The organism is Sphingomonas albertensis (genome assembly GCF_014358075.1).
Classification (GTDB): domain Bacteria; phylum Pseudomonadota; class Alphaproteobacteria; order Sphingomonadales; family Sphingomonadaceae; genus Sphingomonas; species Sphingomonas albertensis.
The window spans coordinates 1-18,595 of the sequence record NZ_JACONT010000008.1; the positions used below are offsets into that span (position 1 = coordinate 1).

Annotated in this window: 15 protein-coding genes; 5 read left to right on the forward strand and 10 right to left on the reverse strand. The window is 65.0% G+C overall.

Features of this window, described 5'->3' with window-relative positions; genetic code table 11:
- Nucleotides 1-25 precede the first annotated feature (25 nt).
- The 10 genes from H8S47_RS05510 to H8S47_RS05555 form a co-directional block, all read right to left on the reverse strand.
- A complete protein-coding gene (locus tag H8S47_RS05510; protein ID WP_187502920.1) occupies nt 26-319 on the reverse strand; it encodes a DUF1488 family protein in 294 nt (97 codons plus the stop codon).
- A gap of 111 nt (nt 320-430) precedes the next feature.
- A complete protein-coding gene (locus H8S47_RS05515; RefSeq protein WP_187502921.1) occupies nt 431-691 on the reverse strand; it encodes a hypothetical protein in 261 nt (86 codons plus the stop codon).
- Nucleotides 692-899: 208 nt separating this feature from the next.
- Entirely contained in the window at nt 900-1,628 is a 729-nt protein-coding gene (locus tag H8S47_RS05520) for a polysaccharide lyase family 7 protein (RefSeq protein WP_187502922.1), read from the reverse strand.
- A gap of 400 nt (nt 1,629-2,028) precedes the next feature.
- Entirely contained in the window at nt 2,029-3,306 is a 1,278-nt protein-coding gene (locus H8S47_RS05525) for an MFS transporter (RefSeq protein ID WP_187502923.1), read from the reverse strand.
- Nucleotides 3,303-4,163, reverse strand: a complete 861-nt coding sequence (locus H8S47_RS05530; RefSeq protein ID WP_235982626.1) for a 2-keto-4-pentenoate hydratase — start codon at nt 4,161-4,163, stop codon at nt 3,303-3,305. Before H8S47_RS05530 ends, H8S47_RS05525 begins: the two co-directional genes overlap by 4 nt.
- 83 nt (nt 4,164-4,246) lie before the next feature.
- On the reverse strand, nt 4,247-5,419 hold the full coding sequence (locus tag H8S47_RS05535) for an alginate lyase family protein (protein ID WP_214654954.1): 1,173 nt from the start codon (nt 5,417-5,419) through the stop codon (nt 4,247-4,249).
- 78 nt (nt 5,420-5,497) lie between these two features.
- Entirely contained in the window at nt 5,498-6,766 is a 1,269-nt protein-coding gene (locus H8S47_RS05540) for an alginate lyase family protein (RefSeq protein ID WP_187502925.1), read from the reverse strand.
- Nucleotides 6,766-9,861: a TonB-dependent receptor gene (locus H8S47_RS05545; protein ID WP_187502926.1), complete on the reverse strand. Its 3,096-nt coding sequence runs from the start codon at nt 9,859-9,861 to the stop codon at nt 6,766-6,768. The genes H8S47_RS05540 and H8S47_RS05545 overlap by 1 nt, the downstream gene beginning before the upstream one ends.
- Nucleotides 9,862-9,958: 97 nt before the next feature.
- On the reverse strand, nt 9,959-11,839 hold the full coding sequence (locus H8S47_RS05550) for a hypothetical protein (protein WP_187502927.1): 1,881 nt from the start codon (nt 11,837-11,839) through the stop codon (nt 9,959-9,961).
- Nucleotides 11,836-12,990, reverse strand: coding sequence for a glycoside hydrolase family 88/105 protein (locus tag H8S47_RS05555; protein ID WP_187502928.1), 1,155 nt, complete (start codon nt 12,988-12,990; stop codon nt 11,836-11,838). Before H8S47_RS05555 ends, H8S47_RS05550 begins: the two co-directional genes overlap by 4 nt.
- 817 nt (nt 12,991-13,807) lie before the next feature.
- On the opposite strand from H8S47_RS05555, the gene H8S47_RS05560 reads away from it, so the two are divergent.
- From H8S47_RS05560 to H8S47_RS05580, 5 genes are all read left to right on the forward strand, one after another.
- Nucleotides 13,808-14,872, forward strand: a complete 1,065-nt coding sequence (locus tag H8S47_RS05560; RefSeq protein ID WP_235982630.1) for a LacI family DNA-binding transcriptional regulator — start codon at nt 13,808-13,810, stop codon at nt 14,870-14,872.
- A gap of 104 nt (nt 14,873-14,976) precedes the next feature.
- Nucleotides 14,977-15,819 (forward strand): 5-dehydro-4-deoxy-D-glucuronate isomerase, encoded by an 843-nt coding sequence (gene kduI / locus H8S47_RS05565; RefSeq protein ID WP_187502930.1) that lies wholly within the window; start codon nt 14,977-14,979, stop codon nt 15,817-15,819.
- A 5-nt stretch (nt 15,820-15,824) separates the two neighbouring features.
- The gene (kduD, locus tag H8S47_RS05570) at nt 15,825-16,580 is read left to right on the forward strand and encodes a 2-dehydro-3-deoxy-D-gluconate 5-dehydrogenase KduD (protein WP_187502931.1); all 756 of its coding nucleotides are present in this window, start codon (nt 15,825-15,827) and stop codon (nt 16,578-16,580) included.
- Complete coding sequence (locus tag H8S47_RS05575; RefSeq protein ID WP_187502932.1) at nt 16,565-17,599, forward strand: sugar kinase; 1,035 nt, start codon at nt 16,565-16,567, stop codon at nt 17,597-17,599. Before kduD ends, H8S47_RS05575 begins: the two co-directional genes overlap by 16 nt.
- Nucleotides 17,600-17,624: 25 nt before the next feature.
- Entirely contained in the window at nt 17,625-18,518 is an 894-nt protein-coding gene (locus H8S47_RS05580) for a DUF4861 family protein (protein ID WP_187502933.1), read from the forward strand.
- Nucleotides 18,519-18,595 lie beyond the last annotated feature (77 nt).

The window sequence follows — 18,595 nt, forward strand, 5'->3', positions numbered from 1 at the left end:
GCCCTCCAGCGACTTTGCAGCGTCTTCAGTGCATCTCGACGTCGGCGGCCGTGAGCAGGATCGGTGGCTCGCCTCCAAGACGCTTCACGAACTCGAGACGAGCAATCCGGTGTATGTCGGCCTCGAATTCGACGAAGATCTCCATCGCGGTCTCGGCGTCCACGACTTCGTAGTCGTTGTTCAACATCTGGGCGAGAGCCGCGCTCGTCATCAGGAACTCGACCTTGCCAAGGTCCGTCGTACCGACGAAGCCGACGCTTTCCCTATCGGTCACCCAGTAGCTGTTGCCAGGTTCGAAACGGATGACCGGACGTGACATGACGGGTCCCTCAAAGTCGTAGCGGGCGGCACCTCCGAAGCTAGACGCTAAGACCGCCTCGGCAAGGACCGATGCGAACGACCGTGAGTCCTCGCATCGCATCACCTCATTTTAAGCGGCGCGCACATCCGAACGGTCGATGCCTTGGTCGTTCGCTGCGTTGCCGCCTGACAGAGGTACTGCAGGGGCGAGTTGCGATACCTGGCGGCGATAGGCGAGGATCATCGAAATCAAGGTGAACATGGCAGTTCCAACGTGAATGCTGCGATGCAGCGAAGCGCGTTCATCACGCGCTCCGCGTCCGATCGCAAACGCACGTATGGAATATGCGATTGCACCAAACGAAATCGCCGTTGAAGTCAGGACGAGCATCAGAACCGGAGACGTTCGTTCGGGGTCATACCGATCGTTCGCCTCGTCGTGAAGGTCGCCCAGAGGCACACATCGCTGCGAAGGCTTGACCGGTGTTCCTACTGTCCTGTCGCGTGAGCCCTTGCCGAAGATGCCCTGTCTCGCACTGAGGTACGGTTCGCTCGACGAGGGTCGGAGCGGTGGAACCGCTCCCCGCTCTCTCCGCTGGTCAATTGTGCTTGACGCTCAGGCCTTCGAAACCGACCGAACTCCCACCGCCTGTGTCCTGCGTGTAGTTGCCGGCCTTGAAGTAAAGCTTGCTGCTGTCGAAGCTCGCGTCGAGGTACGTGGTCTGGGAACTGCCGTTGACCGTGACCTTGAGGAGGCCACCCTTTTCCAGGGTGATGGAATAGCTGAACCACTGCTTCAGCGGGATGCCCGACACGATCGTCAGACGCGTTCTGGGACTGCCGGATGCCGTCGTGTTCTGCTTCATCACGTCGGCGTGGATCGTGCCGTTCGTATAGTGCAGTTCGACGGGCGGCCGCGGCGTCGTAGCTTCCTGATGGATCTGCCCGATGACGATGTCTCCGCTCGCCGGCAGGTCGTAGATGTTGACCCTCGCAGCCTGGGCGGCACAGCCGTCGTCGACGTTCCAGGTGCGGTTCTCCTTCAGTTCGGATCGCGGATATCTAGAGTTCGGCGTAGTCGCCAGTCCGCTGGTCGGCACCCTCATCACGATCCTGGCTGCCGTCTGGCGTTCGAAGAACTGGCTCGAATAGCTCGACAACTGGCTGCCGGAGATCGTGTCCGGCTTGCCGTCGCCGTTGGCGTCCACCGGAAGCTGGAGCGTGCCATAGGAGGAGGTGCTGGTGGACGTCGGTATCGCTATCGAACATTCCGCGTAGGCTGCGGGTCCGAAAATCGCGGCTCCCGCAAGAACGGCGACGCTCAGCATTCGATGTGTCGATCTTGTCATGTCTTACCCTCCTGTTTGCCGCGGTCCGTCCTCGGCCGGCACATACGCCGTCCACACGCCCGCCGCGTCAGCATCCTCACGAAGGACGGGTCGGACGTTTCGCCCGTTGTGCTCGTCACCTCCGACTCGAAGACGTTCGTTGACGTCGGCGGCATTCAATCACGGGTCGGACGAGAGGTCAATTAGTTGTATGACAACATTGAAGTAGATGTTGCGCCGTCGCCTCTCGCGGCGAATTTGCATCATGAAGACTCGTCCGGCGGACCGCGCCGTAGGCTGTATCTTCTGCCGATCCACCATGGACGGTCTTAGTGGTCAGATCCTCCCGAACACGTCCAGGCGCATGGTCCCGGTACGCCTCCCCCCACGATCGTCCGTGTCAGACGCGGACGTGAGCCAGTCGTGGCGAAAGAAGGTGGATGAGGAGCAGACCGAGAACGTACACGCTGCCGGCGACTGCGAAGATCGCCGCGTAGCTTCCGGTCGTCTGCAGCATGTACCCGACGAACTTCGCCATCATCATTCCTCCGATCGCGCCGGCGGTTCCGCCTATGCCGACCACGGAGCCCACCGCGCCCTTCGGAAACATGTCGGACGGGAGGGTGTAGAGGTTGGCCGACCAGGCCTGATGCGCAGCCGTGGCCAGACCGAGGATCGCGACGGCGCCCCAGAGGCTTGCGACGTACTGGACGAAGAAGATCGGCATGACCGCGATGGCGCAGGCGAGCATCGTGAGCTTGCGCGCCCGGTTCGCGGTCATGCCGCGGCTCATCAGCTTCGACGAGGTCCATCCCCCGGCGACGCTGCCGAAATCGGATATGAGGTAGATCACCACCAGCGGCGGACCGAAGCTGACGAGGTCCAGGCCGTATCGCTTCTGGAGGAAGTCGGGCGTCCAGAAGAGGAAGAGCCACCAGATGGGGTCGGTCAGGAACTTGCCCAGTGCGAACGCCCACGTCTCCCGATAGCGGAGAAGTCGTCCCCAGCCGATCCTCTCGACCGGATGGACCGGGTCGCTCTCGATGTGTGCCAGCTCCGCAGGCGATATGCTCTTCACTTCGCGAGGCCGCCGATAGAGCGCGATCCATGCGACCAGCCAGACGAGGCTGGCCGCGCCGGTGACGATGAACGCCATGCGCCAGCCATACGCGAGCGTGATGGCGGGGACCACGAGCGGCGTGATGACCGCGCCGATGTTCGCGCCGGCGTTGAACACGCCCGTGGCAAACGCCCGCTCTCGCGCGGGAAACCACTCCGAAACCGCTTTAATGCCTGACGGGAAGTTGCCGCTCTCGCCGACTCCGAGAATCGCGCGCGCGATCGAGAACTGCGTCGCCGTGTTCACGAAGCCGCACAGGGTGTGCCCCACGGTCCAGATCACGAAGGCGATGGAATAGCCGATGCGGGCGCCGGCGACGTCGACGATCCTCCCGAAGCTCAGATACCCGATCGCATAGGCGGCCTGGAACCAGAAGATGACGTCCGCATAGGTCGTCTCGGACCAGCCGAGATCGGTGGAGATCGTCGACTTCAGCACGCCGATCATCTGCCGGTCGACGTAGTTGATCGCCGTTGCGGCGAAGAGCAGGCTGCAGATCAGCCAGCGATAGCGGCCCATCCGCGATACGGCGTCCTCTGGTCTGACGAGCTCGCTCATGACCTCGGGCCCTGGACATGATCAGCGACCGCCGGTGTCGCCGCTACGATCCGGCATTCCAGCCGTTCGGAGCCGAACCAGGCCTCGACGGCGTCGCCGACCGCCACCCGATGGACGCCGGTGACCGCTCCCGTGGATATCCACTGCCCTTTCGAAAGCCCGACTCCTCGGGCCGCGGCAAGCTCCGCCAGGAAGCGGACTGCGCCCCACGGGCCATCCAGCATCGTGGCCGTGGTCGCGGAGCCGACCTCCGCACCATTGATCAGAAGCTTCACCGGAACCGCGTCCAGATCGAGGGACCGCCAGCCTTCGAACTCGGGACCGACGAGCAGACCGTGATTGTTGCCGAAGTCCGAAGCGGTGACCGCGGGTCCGAGTTCGTTGATGGAGGTCAGCGGCGAACTCGCGATCTCGATGCCGATCGCGACGGAGTCGACGAGGGATCGCGCCTCCTCCATCGTCCATTCGTGCTTGTCGGGATCGGGAGACGAACCCAGTCGAAGAAGGAACTCGGCTTCGACCGCTGCGAAGCCTTCTTCGATGACCGGCATCGCCGCTACGGAGCCGTGTTCGGCGTCCACGATGGACGACGTGAAGATCGGACCCGCAAGTCTGTTGGCGCCGAACCTGCTGTCGAAGGGGGCGTTTATGCGTCCGAGCTTCCAACCGCCGACCGGTTCGCCGTGCAGCGCGATCGCGCGATCCTGGACGACGTACGCTTCCTCGAGCGAGCCTGGGGCCTCACCCGGATACGCGTCGAAGCCGGAGGCCGACCGTCTCGCTTCCACGAAGCTCCGTGCGATGCGCTCGTGCCGAGCCGCGACCTCTTCCATTTCCACTGTCTTCTCCTTGAACATGGTGCCGCTAGCGCGCCGCAAGGCGCACGAAGGCCGGATCCGTAAGGTACGGCATGCGTGACGCCTGTCTCTCCCGGGGCGGCTCAACGTACATGGACGTCGCTGCCGTTCGTCCAGAGCACGGGTTGCCTGATCGGGAAGTTCCGGACGATCTCGGGGTCCGTCGGGTCGGCCGGCAGCGTGCGCCAGAGCGAGACCCAGTCAGGCCGATCGAGGGCGAGCCCGCCGAACAGCAGACTGGGCTGGCGCACCGGCAGGGCATCGAAATGCTCGACGTCCGCCGGATGAGGCCAGCGGCCCTTGTTCCGAATGAAGGGCGCCATGAAGCCGATCGCATCGGCGACCGAGCCCCCGCCTGGTCCGGCGGCGGTCCACAGCTTTCTCGAGCCCGGCGAGAGGATCTGGCAGGCGGTCGCGAGAACGTCGAGGTTGAAGAGCAAGTAGCTGTAGGGCTTGGTGCGGGACAGTTCGAGCGGCTGCCGCCCCCCGGCGGCTATCTGGTTCGGAACGATCACCGTCCGAAACCGGGTCCTGAATCCGACCAGCGCGTCTTCGTCGGCGAGTAGGTCCGCGAACGCGGCGCATTGGAGAAGCCAGCACGTGCCGTGGTTGTTCTTCTGACCCCGTTCCTCGATGCCGGCCGCCGAAGTCGTCAGCCATCCGAGATAGCTGCGGAACCAGGCGGCGACGTCTGTCCTGAACCTTGCGTCGAAGCCGGGCGCACGCAGGTCGCTGAGCAATTTCGCGCCTCGCGCGACTTCGACGATCTGCAGGGTATCGATGATGCCGATCGCCCGGCCAGTGTCGCGCCCGATGATGGCCTGGGCATGCGCGAGATCGGGAGACATCCGGGTTTCGGGCGCCACGAACCAGGCGTTCAGATGCTCTGCGGCGGCCCGCGCGTACCGGCTATCCCCCGTCAGACGCCACGCCGACGCGAGTGCCGGCATGCGGACGCCGAACGCTATCAGCGCGTCGCGGTGCCCGTCGAACTTCTCCGGGTTGGAGAAGCCGTCCCGCCTCACGTAGGGGCCGCCCGGATGCGCGGGATCCGGCCACCAATAGTCCGCTTCGGAATAGTAGTCGTGCACGCCGCCCGGGCTGCGAGGTGCCGGGATCGAGGTTATCGTGCGGGGAGCCTCTCGCAGATACGCGTCGGCGGCGCGTACCACGCGATCATGCTCGATGGTCTGCAGATCCAGTTGTTCGGCGTACGCCGGCGTAGGGACGATCGACGCCGCGGATGCCGCGATCATGAATGACCGGCGATCGATCACGGCGTGACGACGCCAAGGAATGTCCCCACAGCCTGCCGGAGCTGACCGGTCCAAGGCTCAACGAGCGACTGGGGCATAGGACCGGTATTCCAGTGCAGCCGGATAGCCGTCGACGGTGCGCGGATAGCTTCCCGGTCCCCAAGCCCAGGAGGCTCTCGTGAGAAGGCCGTCCAGTTCCTTGGGTTCGAGGCGCAGCTCCTTGTACGGCCACTTCTCCAGCTGGCCGCGGTAGGATGCGAGGAAGTCCGTCGCCTTCCGGAGACCGCGCCTCTTGGCGTCCTTGTATCCCCAGAGGTCCTTTCCGAGGCACCCGGCCATCTCCGCCACGTCGTATGCGGGCGTCAGGGCGTAGATCGAATAATGGAAGCTTCGAGTCCGGGCGGTCTCGGCCGGCAGGCGGCCATCGACGTCCATCTGTGCGGAGATGCGACGAGCGGGAAACTGGTCGACGACCCTGCGCGCCACGTCGGGGCGGCGGGCGAACAACGCGTACTGGGTTATCTGGCTGTCGAACCAGATCCCGTGGTTGTTCCTGGCCGCCTGCTCCGCCCGTCCGTTGGGACTGGTGAGCATCCAGTCGACGTAGCGACCGAACCATCCCTCGAGCGCCTTCTGCTCGTCCGTCGTGATCGCCTTGGACGGGGCGAGCAGGCCGACGGCATCGACGACGGACTGGAACGCGCTCGTATCGAGGACGCCTTCGGCTCTTCCGTCCTCCCGACCGCGCACCGCCTGGGCGAAGTTGGCGTTCGGGTTCATCGCGGTCGCCGGATCGAGAAACCAGGTCCGGATGAGCAACGCGGCCTTCTTCGCGTATCGGATGTCGTCGCTGTAGTAGTAGGCCAGGGCGAGCACGCGGACGTCACCGCTCAGTAGGCCGATCGCGGTCCTGTCGTAGCTGTTCGTTTCACGCGCCGGATTGATCACGCCGTCGCGACGGACATAGGGTCCATTCGGGTTCGCCGGATCCGGCCACCAATAGGGCGCGATGCTGAGATAGTCGTGCCGGTCTCCCGACGGCGGAAGCGTGGTCTTGTCGGTGACCGCTCCCGGACGCCGAAGCAGCGCTGCGTCGGCCTGCTTCAGGAGTTGCCGGTAGGCCGCGGATACCGTCGGATCGGTGTCGCGGACCGCCTTGATCGCGATCAGCTCGTCGGGCTTCAGGAAGAAGGTCCGACGACCGCTGAACGCGGGCGCGTATCCTTCCACGCCGCTGCAGGTCGGCCGGATTGGTTGGAGCGTCGGCGAAAAGGCCGCCGCCGCGCACGAAAGCGCAGCGGCGGTAAACGCCAGAACCGGGGAGAGGACGGTTCGGACAGATCGCATCACATGCGAACCCTGAAGCCGACGAAGTACTGCGTCCCGCTGTTGGAGACCTCGGCGATGCTGTCTTCGCCGCCCTTGTAGAAGACGTCCTTGGTACCGGTGAGGTTCAACGCTTGAGCCTTCAGCTGGACGTTGTCGGTCAGGTTGTACTGGGCCGACAGGTTCAGGAAATCGGATCCGCGAACCGAACGGTTCGTCCCGCCGTTCGGCTTGTAGTAGTCGGATCGATACCGGTACGAGGCACGGATCGAGAAGCCGTACTTCTCATAGTACACCGAGCCGCTCGCCGTCCATTTCGACAGGCCGATGAGATTGGCCGGATCAAGATACGGCGCGAGCGTGGACGTGTCGGGATATTCGAAGTTCGCAAACGCCCGGTTGGCGGACGCCTGGATGCCGAACCCGTCGAGCGGCGACGGCAGCCATGTGAAGGCGTGGCTGCCCTGCACCTCGACGCCGTACAGATTGCGCGTCTTCGGATCGTTCGCCGGCGCGGTCGGATTGATCGTCAGATCGACCGTCTGCCGGGGACCGCCGTTCGTGATCGTCGTGACCGTGATGGGCGTCGGGATCGACTGGTTCGCACCGATGACGGCTCCCTCGACCCATTTGTAGTACCCTGCCACCGACAGCAGCGTATCCTTGGAGGCGTAGAGTTCCAGCGAGACGTCGGCGTTCCACGCCCGCAGCGGCTTCAGGTTCGGATTGCCGGTGGTCGCATTGAAGATGATGTTGTTGACGCCGGTTCCGGTCGACGGATTAAGGTTGATGCCGGCACCGAAGCTCTCGATTCCGGATCGCGAGATCGCCCGGTATCCCGCCAGTCGCAGCTTCAACTGGTTGGAGAGTTCGAAGGCCAGGTTCGAACTGGGTAGGAAGTAGTTGTACTTCCCCTTGGCCGTGTTCGACGTGAGCGCGCCGGTCGGATCCACCGCGACGGTGTAGTTGTCGGACCCCGTGTCGACGGTGACAAGGTAGGCCTGACGGAACCCCTTCGAGACGATGTCGGTCTTGATCCACCGCAGTCCGACGTTGCCGCTGAACGGGATCGAACCGAGATCGGATTTGAAGCTGGCCATAGCGTACGCTGCGTAGATCCGCTCACGGACGTCGATGTCGCTCGGATCACGGCCATCGGCCGGGTACGGCAGCGCGTCATCGCTGCCGGTGAATGTCCGGAAGAGGCATTCGTTGTCGAAGGTCGCCCACTGGTTCAGGTTGGTCTCGCCGCTGAAATAGGACCGGGTGGTGAACGGGGCCCTGCAGTTCTGGTTCGCTGCGGTGATGAGTTGGGCCGGCGTCTGCCCGTTGACCGGGACCAGCGTCGCGAGATCGCTGTTGCGGGCGTTGTCGTTTGTGCGCTGGTGGTTGGAGATTCGCCCGCCGACCTTGATCTGGTTGAAGAACCCGTCGAAGTCCCGTGAGACGTCGGCGCGACCCGCCCAGATCTTGTCACGCCGGTCGGTGACGAACCGGTTCCGGGCATACACGGACGTCGCGGTCGCGGAGAGGAAGCTGGCGGGATCCGTCACGTCGAAACCGTTTCCGAAGGTCACGTCGGGCACGACGTTGTCGCCGACGTACGTCAGGGTGTAGGGCACCCGTGTCGTCGAGCGCATCCGGGTCTGCCGCTGCGTCTCCGTCCGCTGGGAGTCGGAATAGGATCCGTCGACGGAGAAGGTCCAGCGGTCGGGACGCCAGATCAGGTTGAGACCGCCACCGTAGTACTTCTCGCTCCGTTCCCGACGCTCGAGCTGGTCCTCGATGTTCGAGTTGCCGCTGTAGCTGATCAACGCGCCCTTCGAGTAGCCGTTCGTCCCATCTCCGATGATCAGCGGCTTCACGCCGCGCAGACCTTCGGCGATCGCGAGCACGTTGCGCTTCTCCAGGCTTGCGCGGTTTGAGAACTGTCCATCGATCGCGACCTCGAACGTCGAGGACGGCCGCCACTGCAAGGCACCGATGACGGCGTCGCGGACTTCGGCAGTCTGCTGGGTGCGGAAACTACGCGAGGAGTTGGCGAAGTAGACGGGACCGACCGTCTCGCCGACTGCGACCGGAACCTGCCCCGTCGCAGGCGCCACCGACCTGGGGCCCGTCGCCAACGTGCAGTTCACTCCCGCCCCGGCCGCCACGAGCGCGCCGGCGGTCCCGGTGATGAGGGAAGGGTTGTTCGCCGAGGTGTTGCACGCCTGGAAAGTGGCGTTCGCGTTGTAGTAGTCTTCGGGTGCCGTGGTATCCTGGCGCTGGTAGCCGATGCTGATGCCGATGTCGCCGATGCCGGTCTTGAACTGATCGGTGTACGAGATGTTCGCGCGATAGCCGAGACCGTCGTCCTGGTAGACGTCGTCGGACTTCGGCTGGAAGTCGGCGCGGATCTCGGCCTGGAGACGACGCTTGCCGTAGTCGAGCGGCTTCAAGGAGCGCAGTTCGATGATGCCGCCTACGCCGCCTTCAAGGAAGTCGGCCTGCTGGGTCTTGTAGACCAGGACGCCGTTGACGAGTTCGGACGGGAACTGCTGGAACGCCACCGAACGGTCGCCGCCCGCGGTCGAGACTTCGCGCCCGTTGAAGGTCGCGAAGCTGAGCGTGGGCCCGAGGCCGCGAACGGAGATCTCGTTGGCGTTGCCCTTGAAGCGGTCGGCCGACACGCCAGCCAGCCGTTCGAGCGTGTCGCCCACCGAATTGTCCGGCGTGGAGCCGATCTCGTCGCTGACGAGGCCGTCGACGACGACGCTCGAGTTGCGCTTGAGCTCGATCGAGGTCCTCTGCGTCGCCCGCGCGCCCGTCACGACGATGTCGCCGCCCGACGCGTCCACCTCGGCCGCCGCCCGCGCGATCGGGTCGGTCGTGGGAGCAGCGATGTCGGAGGTCTGCTCCCGCGTCGGGTCGAGCGCGCCGCCCTCGGGCTGAACGGGGTTGCTCTGCACGGAGGGGGACGCCGCGCTGCTACCGACCGGCGAAGACGGCGCCGCTGCCGGGTCCTGCGCAGGCGCGTTCTGGGGAGCTCCGATGGCGGCACTGGAGAGCACCGACCAGGCGGTCGTCATCAGCAGCGCGGAATAGGCGCACCGATGGATACGTGATTGCTTCATTCGAGCTTCCTCCCTGTTCCCGCCGCACCTCATCGAGGTTGCGTGGCCCGGTTGTCACCGGTGTCATGCGACTCACCTAACACACCGAAACTAACTGTCAATAGTTGTATGACAACCTCCAGTTCAGTTCTGCGGAGGCGCTCGGCACCGCCATGGCTACGCCGCACTCGACGAGCGACCGGAAGGCACCTGTCGTGGATCGGTAGGGCTGACTCGCCACGTCCTTGGCCGTGCATTTGCCGTAACCCTTCGTCTGCAGTCGCTTCACTTCGCCCGTGCCGAACGTGACCGCCCCTTCGGATCGGGCGACCGGAACGGACGAGAAGCTCGCGAAGGCCATGTCGATCCTGGCGATCTTCGCGGTCCCCTTCACCGTGAGGAAGTCGGTGCGCGAGATGCTTCCGTGAGCCAGCCGGTACTTCGTGACGATCGTTGCACGAGGATCCTTGGTAGCGTCCTCCCCGCCCATCCTGTCGAGGGCGTCCTGCCGCCACGTCACATCCGTCACGGGCCCGCGCGTAGTGACGCGGACGTCCTTGAACCAGGCCAACGGCATGAGCACGCTGCCGTCGGTCAGGGTGATCCTGGGCAGTAGGAGCGGATAGTCGGCGTCCGCCGATCCCTGCAGCATGCCCGGTGAGAACGGCACCGGGAAGTACGGGTTGTGCATGTGCTGTCCTTCCGCCCCGTTTATGATCGGAAGGCCGATGACCGTGCTCCCGTCGCGGATGGTCACGACCGCCCGGTCGTGCTCACCGCGGGCGAACCAGGTGGTCGTGGACTTCGGAAGGGTCTTCAGCCAGCGCTCGTAGCCGGCGTCCGGGGCGCGTCCGCGGTATCCCAGATCGCTCCAGATGGCGTCTGTGTAGATGTATTGTCGCGCGAGGCTGAGGTTCTCGCCGAATATGCGATGCTTGCCGCGGTATGCATCGGTCCTCCGCCCCTGATCCCAGAGATCGACCGACCCGGTGGCCGGATCGACCCAGAAGTCCATGTACCTGGCTGCGATGCGCGACGAGAACGCGTAGGCCATCCGTTCCTCGGTCGGCGTCAGCACCTTCAGCCGTGCCGCTGCGGTGAGCACCTCGAGGAACGCCGTCTCGCCGTACGTGCCGATGCTGCGGCCGTACTCCCAGCCCTCGCCCCGCATGTTGAAGCGCGGCAGCATGAGGTCGACGGAACGGCGCAGCCATCCCCTCACCTCCGGGGTCGGCGCCATGCCCGTCTCGACAAGACGCTGCGCGATCTCCCCGATCAGCAGGACGCTGTACCGGTCGAAACGCCCCTTGCCTTCCGTCTCGTCCGCGAAGCCGTACTCGCCCGAGTAGCGGCGATAGTGGTCGAGCGTACGCTCCAGCAGTCGATCACTCCCCTTCTCGTCCTCCCATCCCATGAGGAAGCGGAGTCGTGCTATCGAAAACGCCACCCCGTAGTAGTTGTTGGGAAGGTCGATCAGCGAGAGGTCCGGCCGGACGAACCTGTGCCAGTCGAGTCTCGCCTTGAGGAGCGCCAGCGTCGCCGGCGACACGGCCTCTTCCAGTAGTCCGGCCTGCTTCAGGCGGTGGAGCGCGGATACGTAGTAGTAGATGCCCCATGTGTCGTTCGGGTCGCCGACGGTGAGGTCCGCGATCGTCGCGAAGTCCTTGAGACGCTGAGGAAGGCGCGGGTCGCCTTTCGGCAGGTCCAGCACCCTGTACGACATGGCCGCGGCGATCTTGCCCGGCAGGAACTTGTCGCCGCTCTTGAAGACCTCGACGCCGCCCAGCCTCATGTTCCGCTTGTCGCGCAGCAACTGGGTCAGCAGAGCCTCCATCTGCGGCATCAGCCGCCGTTCCACCGTATCGTGCATGGCGGGAGCGGTGGCGTAGGTCGGACCGTGCGGACGCGCGGTCCAGTCCGACGCGGAAGCGCCCGGCTCGGACGCGCCGGCGGTGAGCAGCGGGAGAGCGAGCAGGACGCGGAGATTGCGCAGGGTCATCTAGCGGCTCCATGTCTGGAAAGATCGTATAGGGCTGTTCCTGCGAGAACGTAGGCCCCAGCGCCGTAGAACTGGGTGTCCGACGCCGCGACGCTGTCCGGGCGGTCGCTGACCTGCTGTACCCAGCCGAGCATGCCGTCGGGTTGGACGCTGCGTTCCAGTGCCCCCCACCCGCGGATTGCGGCCGGTCGATAGGTCTGCGCATCGAGGATCCCGACGTCGACGCCCCAGGCGAACGCGTAGGTGAAGAACGCGGTGCCGCTCGTCTCGGGCGGGGTGTCCTTTCCGTCGTCGAGCAGTGACGGCGCCCAGAAGCCGTCGGGCTTCTGCAGTCCAACGATCCGCGCGGCCATGTCACGGAACAGGCCGACGTAGTACGCTCTCTGCGGGTCGGTTTTGGGAAGTTCGTCCAGGATCCGGACGAGACCCGCCATCACCCATCCGTTCCCCCGGCTCCAGAAGAGCTTGCGGCCCTTCGCGTCGCGCCGCTCGAAGAAGCGGCTGTCACGGAAGAACAGCCGGTCCTTGCGGTCGTAGAGATAGTCGGTGGTCGCACGGAACTCCTCATGCGCGAAACGGGCGTACCGTGGATCACGGGTTGCCCGGGAGAACTGCAGCAGCGTCGGCGGCGCCATGAACAGCGCATCGGCCCAGCACCACCGCTGCGTGCAGATCGGATCGCCGTGTCCGCTGGGGTTGGGGCGGAACACGAGATCACCGACCGGCGGGTTGGCGAGGACCGCGTCGAAATAGGCCTTCGCAGGAACGACCGCCTCGCTTCCGGCCCCATGTGCAGCCGCCCAGATCCACGCCTGCGCGATCAGTTGGTCGTCGGCGTGGAAGGCCTTGTCGCCGAGCCGCCAGCGCTGCGCGCGTCCTAGTTCGACGATCGCCCGGGCATATGCGGGATCGCGTGACCGATCGGCCAGTTCCGTCAGCGCGACCCAGAAGGTCGCCTGCTGCCAGTCCCGGGGATCGCGTACGCTGCGCGACGCCGCCGGCATGTGCTCGAACGCATTCCTGTGATCGAGCTGCCACGTCGCCACCCGCTCGGTCGACTTCAGGATGGCGGCAGGAGCGGGCATCTGCGGAGCGGGCGACGCCTGAGCCGTCATGGCCACGGCAGCGGCAAGAATCGCGTTCAGGAGCATGTCTCACCTCCGCTGGGTTGACTGGGTCTCGAGGATTGGATCAAGCGCATTTCGTCGCTGGCGGCCGGGGCGAACGGCACCGCCCCCCTGCTCGACCTTCCGCCGACAGGGTGCGCGAGCCACATGGATGGGTTCGCCCAGCCAAGACCGGTCTCGCTCGCGATGGCCGTCCGTACGACCGGTCCGACCTTCCGTCTCAACGACGTTTCTTCGAACGTGGCCGCAAAGCGCCTTCCGGTCGGCGCGCCCGCTCGCTGGAGGGCCGTCGTCGTCCAGCCTCGGAAATATGCCAGCTCTCGGTCGCAGCCAACGGGCCGCGCCATCGCCACGGCTTCGCGTGTCAGAACGCACGCGGCGTCTGCAAGGAAACTGCCCCTCAAATCCATCTCCTCCGATCAGGCTCTTGCCTTGACACCGGTAGCATTCCTCTTTCCTTTAAGTTGCGATGTCAATAAGGTTGTCACACAACTGTGGTAGTCGGGGGGAGGCAGCGTGTCGAAGAACAGTACCGAGCGTCCGATCGTGTCGGCACCGAGGACGCGGCTGCCACGCGTGGATGGACCATCCGTGTTCCAGCAAGGGACGGAGTGCATCGCGGGTGGGATCGAACGATGATCACGTCCGCGGCGAAGTTTCAGGCCCGTGCGGACCGCTCAGTCGAGGTCGCCGGCGGTGCTGGTCGCGGAGAGCGGATCGTAAGGCGGCCGGGTAGACGGGTCGATGAGGACCGCGACGTGGGGGAATGCCTGGCTCCGACCGTGGACGCGCCACGAGCGACCGTGAAACCGAAGGACGGTGCGCGTTGGCGGATGTAGCTCTGGCTGCGCTCGGCTCCGGTTCTCGTGAGTCGGGTGGATCCGTCCGTGGGAGCAGCCCCACGATCAACGACGTCGCCCGAGTGGCAGGCGTATCGAAGAAGACGGTCAGCCGGGTCATCAACGACTCCCCGCTCCTTCGGGTCGAGACGCGGCAGCGGGTCGAGCTGGCCATCGCCGAGCTGGGATTCGTTCCGAACCTTCAGGCCCGAGGCCTGGCCATGGGACACAACTCCCTCATCGGGCTCATCCATGACAATCCCAACTCGCAGATGGTGCTGGGAGTGCAGCAGGGCATACTCGAGGCGATCAGGGATACCGATTTCGCGCTCGTCGTACGGCCGGTGGATCGCGGATCGCCGGGAATGATGGACGACGTTCGTCGCTTCCTCGAGCGGCAGCGCCTCTTCGGCGTGATGCTCCTGCCGCCCATCTCCGAGAACGACCTGCTGGCGCGACACTGCGCCGAGCTAGGATGCCGGTACGTCCGGATGGGATCGGCGCGGCTCGACGCGGACGCCCACTGCGTCTCGTCGAACGATGCCGAAGCCGTCGCGGCTGCTACGCGCCATCTGATCGTGCGTGGACACAGGCGGATCGGACTTGTCGCCGGTCCGCACGGATTCCGGTCCGCCAAGGAACGTCGCGCAGGGTTCGAAGCGGCACTGAACGAAGCGAACGTGGCTCTCCCTCGCAGCCTGATCGCGCAGGGAGACTATCGTTTCGATTCCGGCGTCATTGCGGGGAGCCGCCTGCTCGACCAGGTTCCGCCCCCGACCGCGATCTTCGCCTGCAACGACGAGATGGCAGCGGGCGTTCTACACGCTGCGCGTCAGCGAGACCTTGCGGTCCCACGTGATCTTTCCATCATCGGCTTCGATGACACTCCCATAGCCGCGCACGTCTGGCCCCCGCTGACCACGGTTCGTTGGCCCATACAGGCTATGGGCCAGGCCGCGGCACGCAAGCTGCTCGACGGATCATCGGATGCGCCTGCACCTCCGTCGGTGTTCCCGTCCAAACTCATCGTGCGCGGCTCCGTCGCGGATCTGGAAGTCGGACCATGACCGCCACCCGTCCCCCTTTGCCTCGCACGCCTGCGCGAAGGCCACAGACCACTCGTTTCCACAGCCGGCGCTGCCCCAGCGACCAGAACCATCGGAGCATTCCAATGTACGACCGTACCTACTACGCCACGCACCCCGACATGATGGAATGCGTCTCCAACGACGAACTGCGCGACCGCTATCTGATCCAGGGCCTGTTCCGCGACGGCGAATGCGTGCTGAACTATACGCATGCCGAGCGTTTCGTGATCGGCGGCGTCGCGGTAGCGAGCGGTAGCGTGAAGCTGCCCGACCAGACCGAGCCGGCGTCTGCGGCAGGCCACCCGTTCCTGGAGCGCCGCGAACTGGCTGTCGTCAACGTCGGCAAGGTATCCGGCACCGTCACGGTCGACGGCGAGACGTTCACGCTGGGCAACAAGGACTGCCTGTACGTGACGATGGGCGCCAAGGACGTGCAGTTCTCCGGCGACGGCGCGCGCTTCTATCTGGCGTCGTGCCCCGCGCACAAGGCGTTCACGACCCGCGTCATCTCGGTCCGAGATGCGACGACGCTGGAGCGTGGCTCGCTCGAGGAGTCGAACGAGCGGACGATCCATCAGATGGTCATTCCGGGCATCTGCGAAAGCGCCCAGCTCGTCATGGGCCTCACCGTGCTGAAGCCGGGTTCGGTATGGAACACGATGCCGCCGCACATCCACGAGCGTCGCAGCGAAATCTACTTCTACTTCGAGCTCGACGATCTCGAGAAGGACCGCGTGTTCCACTACATGGGCGAGGGCGAAGCTACCCGCCACATCGTAATGGGTAACGAGGAGGCGGTGATCAGCCCGCCCTGGTCGATCCACATGGGTTCAGGGACCAAAGCGTACGCGTTCATCTGGGCGATGGCGGGCGAGAACCAGGACTACACGGACATGAACGTTCTCGACATCTGTCAGCTGGCTTGAAGGCGATGGCCAGCCTCTTCGACCTCACAGGCAAGGTCGCGATCGTGACGGGCGCCAACACGGGCATAGGACAGGCGATCGCCTTGGCCCTCGCCTCGGCCGGTGCGGACGTAGCCTGCGTCGGACGCACGCCAGCCGAGGATACCGCGGGTAGGATCAGGGCGATGGGGCGCAGGGCGGAGATCATCTCCGCCGACCTCTCGACGATCGACCCGGTCGAACGCATCGTCGACGAGACGGCGGCGAAACTGGGCGGGGTCGACATCCTGGTGAACAACGCCGGCATCATCCGGCGAGCGGACGCGGTCGACTTCACGGAAGTGGACTGGGATGCGGTGGTCGATACCAATCTGAAATCCGTGTTCTTCCTCAGTCAGGCGGCGGGGCGGCACATGATCGCCCGCGGCAGCGGCAAGATCATCAACATCGCCTCCATGCTCACGTTCCAAGGCGGGGTGCGCGTCCCGAGCTACACGGCCTCGAAGAGCGGGATCGGCGGCCTCACCAAGCTTCTTGCGAACGAGTGGGCGAGCAAGGGGATCAACGTCAACGCGATAGCACCCGGCTACATCGCGACGGCCAACACCGCAGCGCTTCAAGCGGACGAGACTCGAAACAGATCCATCCTCGAACGGATTCCAGCCGGTCGTTGGGGTGATGCGTCCGATCTGGGCGGCGCGGCCGTCTTCCTCTCCAGCCGCGCAGCGGACTACGTCCAGGGACACGTCCTGGCCGTCGACGGCGGATGGCTCGCACGCTGATGGTCATCGGCTCCCGACGTCTCCTCGCCTTCGGCGAGACCATGCTTCGCATGTCGCCTCCGGGCCGCGAACTGCTGATGCAGACCCCCAGGCTCGACGTCTGGGTCGCTGGCGCCGAAGCCAACGTCGCGACTGCGCTTGCACGGCTGGGACACGACGTCGGCTTCGCCAGCCGCGTGCCCGACAACGATCTGGGACGTTCGGCGGTGACGACGCTGCGCGGGCACGGCGTCGACACTGCGGGCATGAAGCTTGGCGGCGATCGGATGGGACTGTACTTCGTCACGTCCGGTGCTGGCATGCGGGCCACCGAGGTGATCTACGACAGATCGGGATCCTCGTTCGCAGAGGCGCCGGTCGACACCTGGAACTGGGACGAACTCCTGTCCGGCATCGATTGGCTTCATCTGTCCGGCATCACGCCGGCGCTGGGGCCGGGCCCGGCGGCGAACGCGCTTGCCGCCGTCAAGGCGGCGAGCGGGCATGGCGTGCGGATCTCCTTCGACGGCAACTACCGCCCGAAGCTCTGGGGAAGCTGGGATTCCGATCCCCAAGCCATCCTGTGCGAACTGGTCGCTCATGCCGATCTGATGTTCGGAAACCACCGCGACATCGCGCTGCTGCTGGGTCGCGAGTTCTCGGGAGATGCGGAACATCGCCGTCGCGAGGCAGCCGAGGCGGCGTTCTCGAAGTTCCCGAGGCTGAACACCATCGCGTCTACCGCTCGGGTCGTCGAGACGGTCGACCATCACCGGTTGTCGGCACGGATCGACATGCGGGACGGCCATGCCCAGACCGAAGAGGTGGTCCTTTCAGGGATCGTCGACCGCATCGGAGGCGGTGACGCCTTCGCGGCTGGCGTCCTTCACGGGATCCTGTGCGGCTCGGACATGCAGGAGGCTGCAAGAACCGGTCTTGCACTTGCTGCGCTGAAGCACTCGCTTCCCGGCGACGCAAGCCTGTTTCGCCAGACGGACCTCGATGCCTATCTCGAAGGGGGTTACGATGTTCGTCGCTAGGAAGGCATGGAGCACGCGCGCATTCATGGGGCTCGCGCTGGTCGCCCTGCCGATCGCCATCGACGCTCAGGACAAGCCGAAAGACGAACGCAAGGGGCTCCCGCCGGCCGCCGACAGAACCTCCCGGGCAGCGGTCGTCTTCGCTCCCTACAGGTTCGGCGACATCCTCTGGGAGAACGACAGGACTGCCCATCGCATCTACGGACGCCCGCTCGAGAAGGCGGAACCGCCTTCGAGTTCGGGGATCGATGCGTGGGGAAAGAACGTCCGGTGGCCGTTCATGGATCGTCAGCTCCGAACCGGCGACCAGCACGCGAACCACGGGGAGGGCATAGACTTCTACGGCGTCCACAGCTTCCGCGGTGCCGGCGGTCTGGGCATCTGGTACGACAACAAGCTCTGGGTCTCGCGCAACTATTCGAGATACCGGATACTGCAGAACGGGCCCGACACGGCGTCCTTCAGCGTCGATTACGACCGTTGGCCGGTGGACGTGGCGAGAAGCGTCTGGGAGACGAGGCGCTTCACGCTGCCGGCCGGCACGAACTTCACGCGGATGGTGTCGACGCTGAAGTCCGACAAGCCGGGCGATCTCATAGTGGGCATTGGGATCTCTAAGCATCCGACCGACGAGACGAAACGCGGCACACTTACCGTGGACCGGGCTGCCGGACGCCTGACCTGGTGGGGGCCTACCGATCCGGCGAAGGGGACGATGGGCGTCGCCCTGCTGGTCGATCCCAAGGCGATCGTCGACGTGACGGCCGATGCGGACAACTATCTCGTACTGCTGCGCGCAAGTCCAGGTAAGCCGTTCGTCTACTACATGGGCGCAGCGTGGGATCGTGGCCTCGACGTTCACTCCCAACAGGACTGGCTGGCGATGGTCCGAGCCGCGAATACGGACTTCCGCCCCTAGATCATAAGTTGTATTACAACTATTGACATACCGTGGGGAAGGAGGATGATCAGCCCGTTACCTCCGGCAACCTGCGG

Excerpts from the sequence above, each read along its gene's own strand:
- H8S47_RS05545 (WP_187502926.1), bottom strand. The coding sequence starts at position 9,861 with ATGAAGCAATCACGTATCCATCGGTGCGCCTATTCCGCGCTGCTGATG.
- H8S47_RS05575 (WP_187502932.1), top strand. The coding sequence starts at position 16,565 with ATGGCTCGCACGCTGATGGTCATCGGCTCCCGACGTCTCCTCGCCTTC.
- H8S47_RS05515 (WP_187502921.1), bottom strand. The coding sequence starts at position 691 with ATGCTCGTCCTGACTTCAACGGCGATTTCGTTTGGTGCAATCGCATAT.
- H8S47_RS05535 (WP_214654954.1), bottom strand. The coding sequence starts at position 5,419 with ATGATCGCGGCATCCGCGGCGTCGATCGTCCCTACGCCGGCGTACGCC.
- H8S47_RS05520 (WP_187502922.1), bottom strand. The coding sequence starts at position 1,628 with ATGCTGAGCGTCGCCGTTCTTGCGGGAGCCGCGATTTTCGGACCCGCA.
- H8S47_RS05580 (WP_187502933.1), top strand. The coding sequence starts at position 17,625 with ATGGGGCTCGCGCTGGTCGCCCTGCCGATCGCCATCGACGCTCAGGAC.
- H8S47_RS05525 (WP_187502923.1), bottom strand. The coding sequence starts at position 3,306 with ATGAGCGAGCTCGTCAGACCAGAGGACGCCGTATCGCGGATGGGCCGC.
- H8S47_RS05510 (WP_187502920.1), bottom strand. The coding sequence starts at position 319 with ATGTCACGTCCGGTCATCCGTTTCGAACCTGGCAACAGCTACTGGGTG.
- H8S47_RS05555 (WP_187502928.1), bottom strand. The coding sequence starts at position 12,990 with ATGCTCCTGAACGCGATTCTTGCCGCTGCCGTGGCCATGACGGCTCAG.
- kduI (WP_187502930.1), top strand. The coding sequence starts at position 14,977 with ATGTACGACCGTACCTACTACGCCACGCACCCCGACATGATGGAATGC.
- H8S47_RS05530 (WP_235982626.1), bottom strand. The coding sequence starts at position 4,163 with ATGTTCAAGGAGAAGACAGTGGAAATGGAAGAGGTCGCGGCTCGGCAC.
- H8S47_RS05540 (WP_187502925.1), bottom strand. The coding sequence starts at position 6,766 with ATGCGATCTGTCCGAACCGTCCTCTCCCCGGTTCTGGCGTTTACCGCC.
- H8S47_RS05550 (WP_187502927.1), bottom strand. The coding sequence starts at position 11,839 with ATGACCCTGCGCAATCTCCGCGTCCTGCTCGCTCTCCCGCTGCTCACC.
- kduD (WP_187502931.1), top strand. The coding sequence starts at position 15,825 with ATGGCCAGCCTCTTCGACCTCACAGGCAAGGTCGCGATCGTGACGGGC.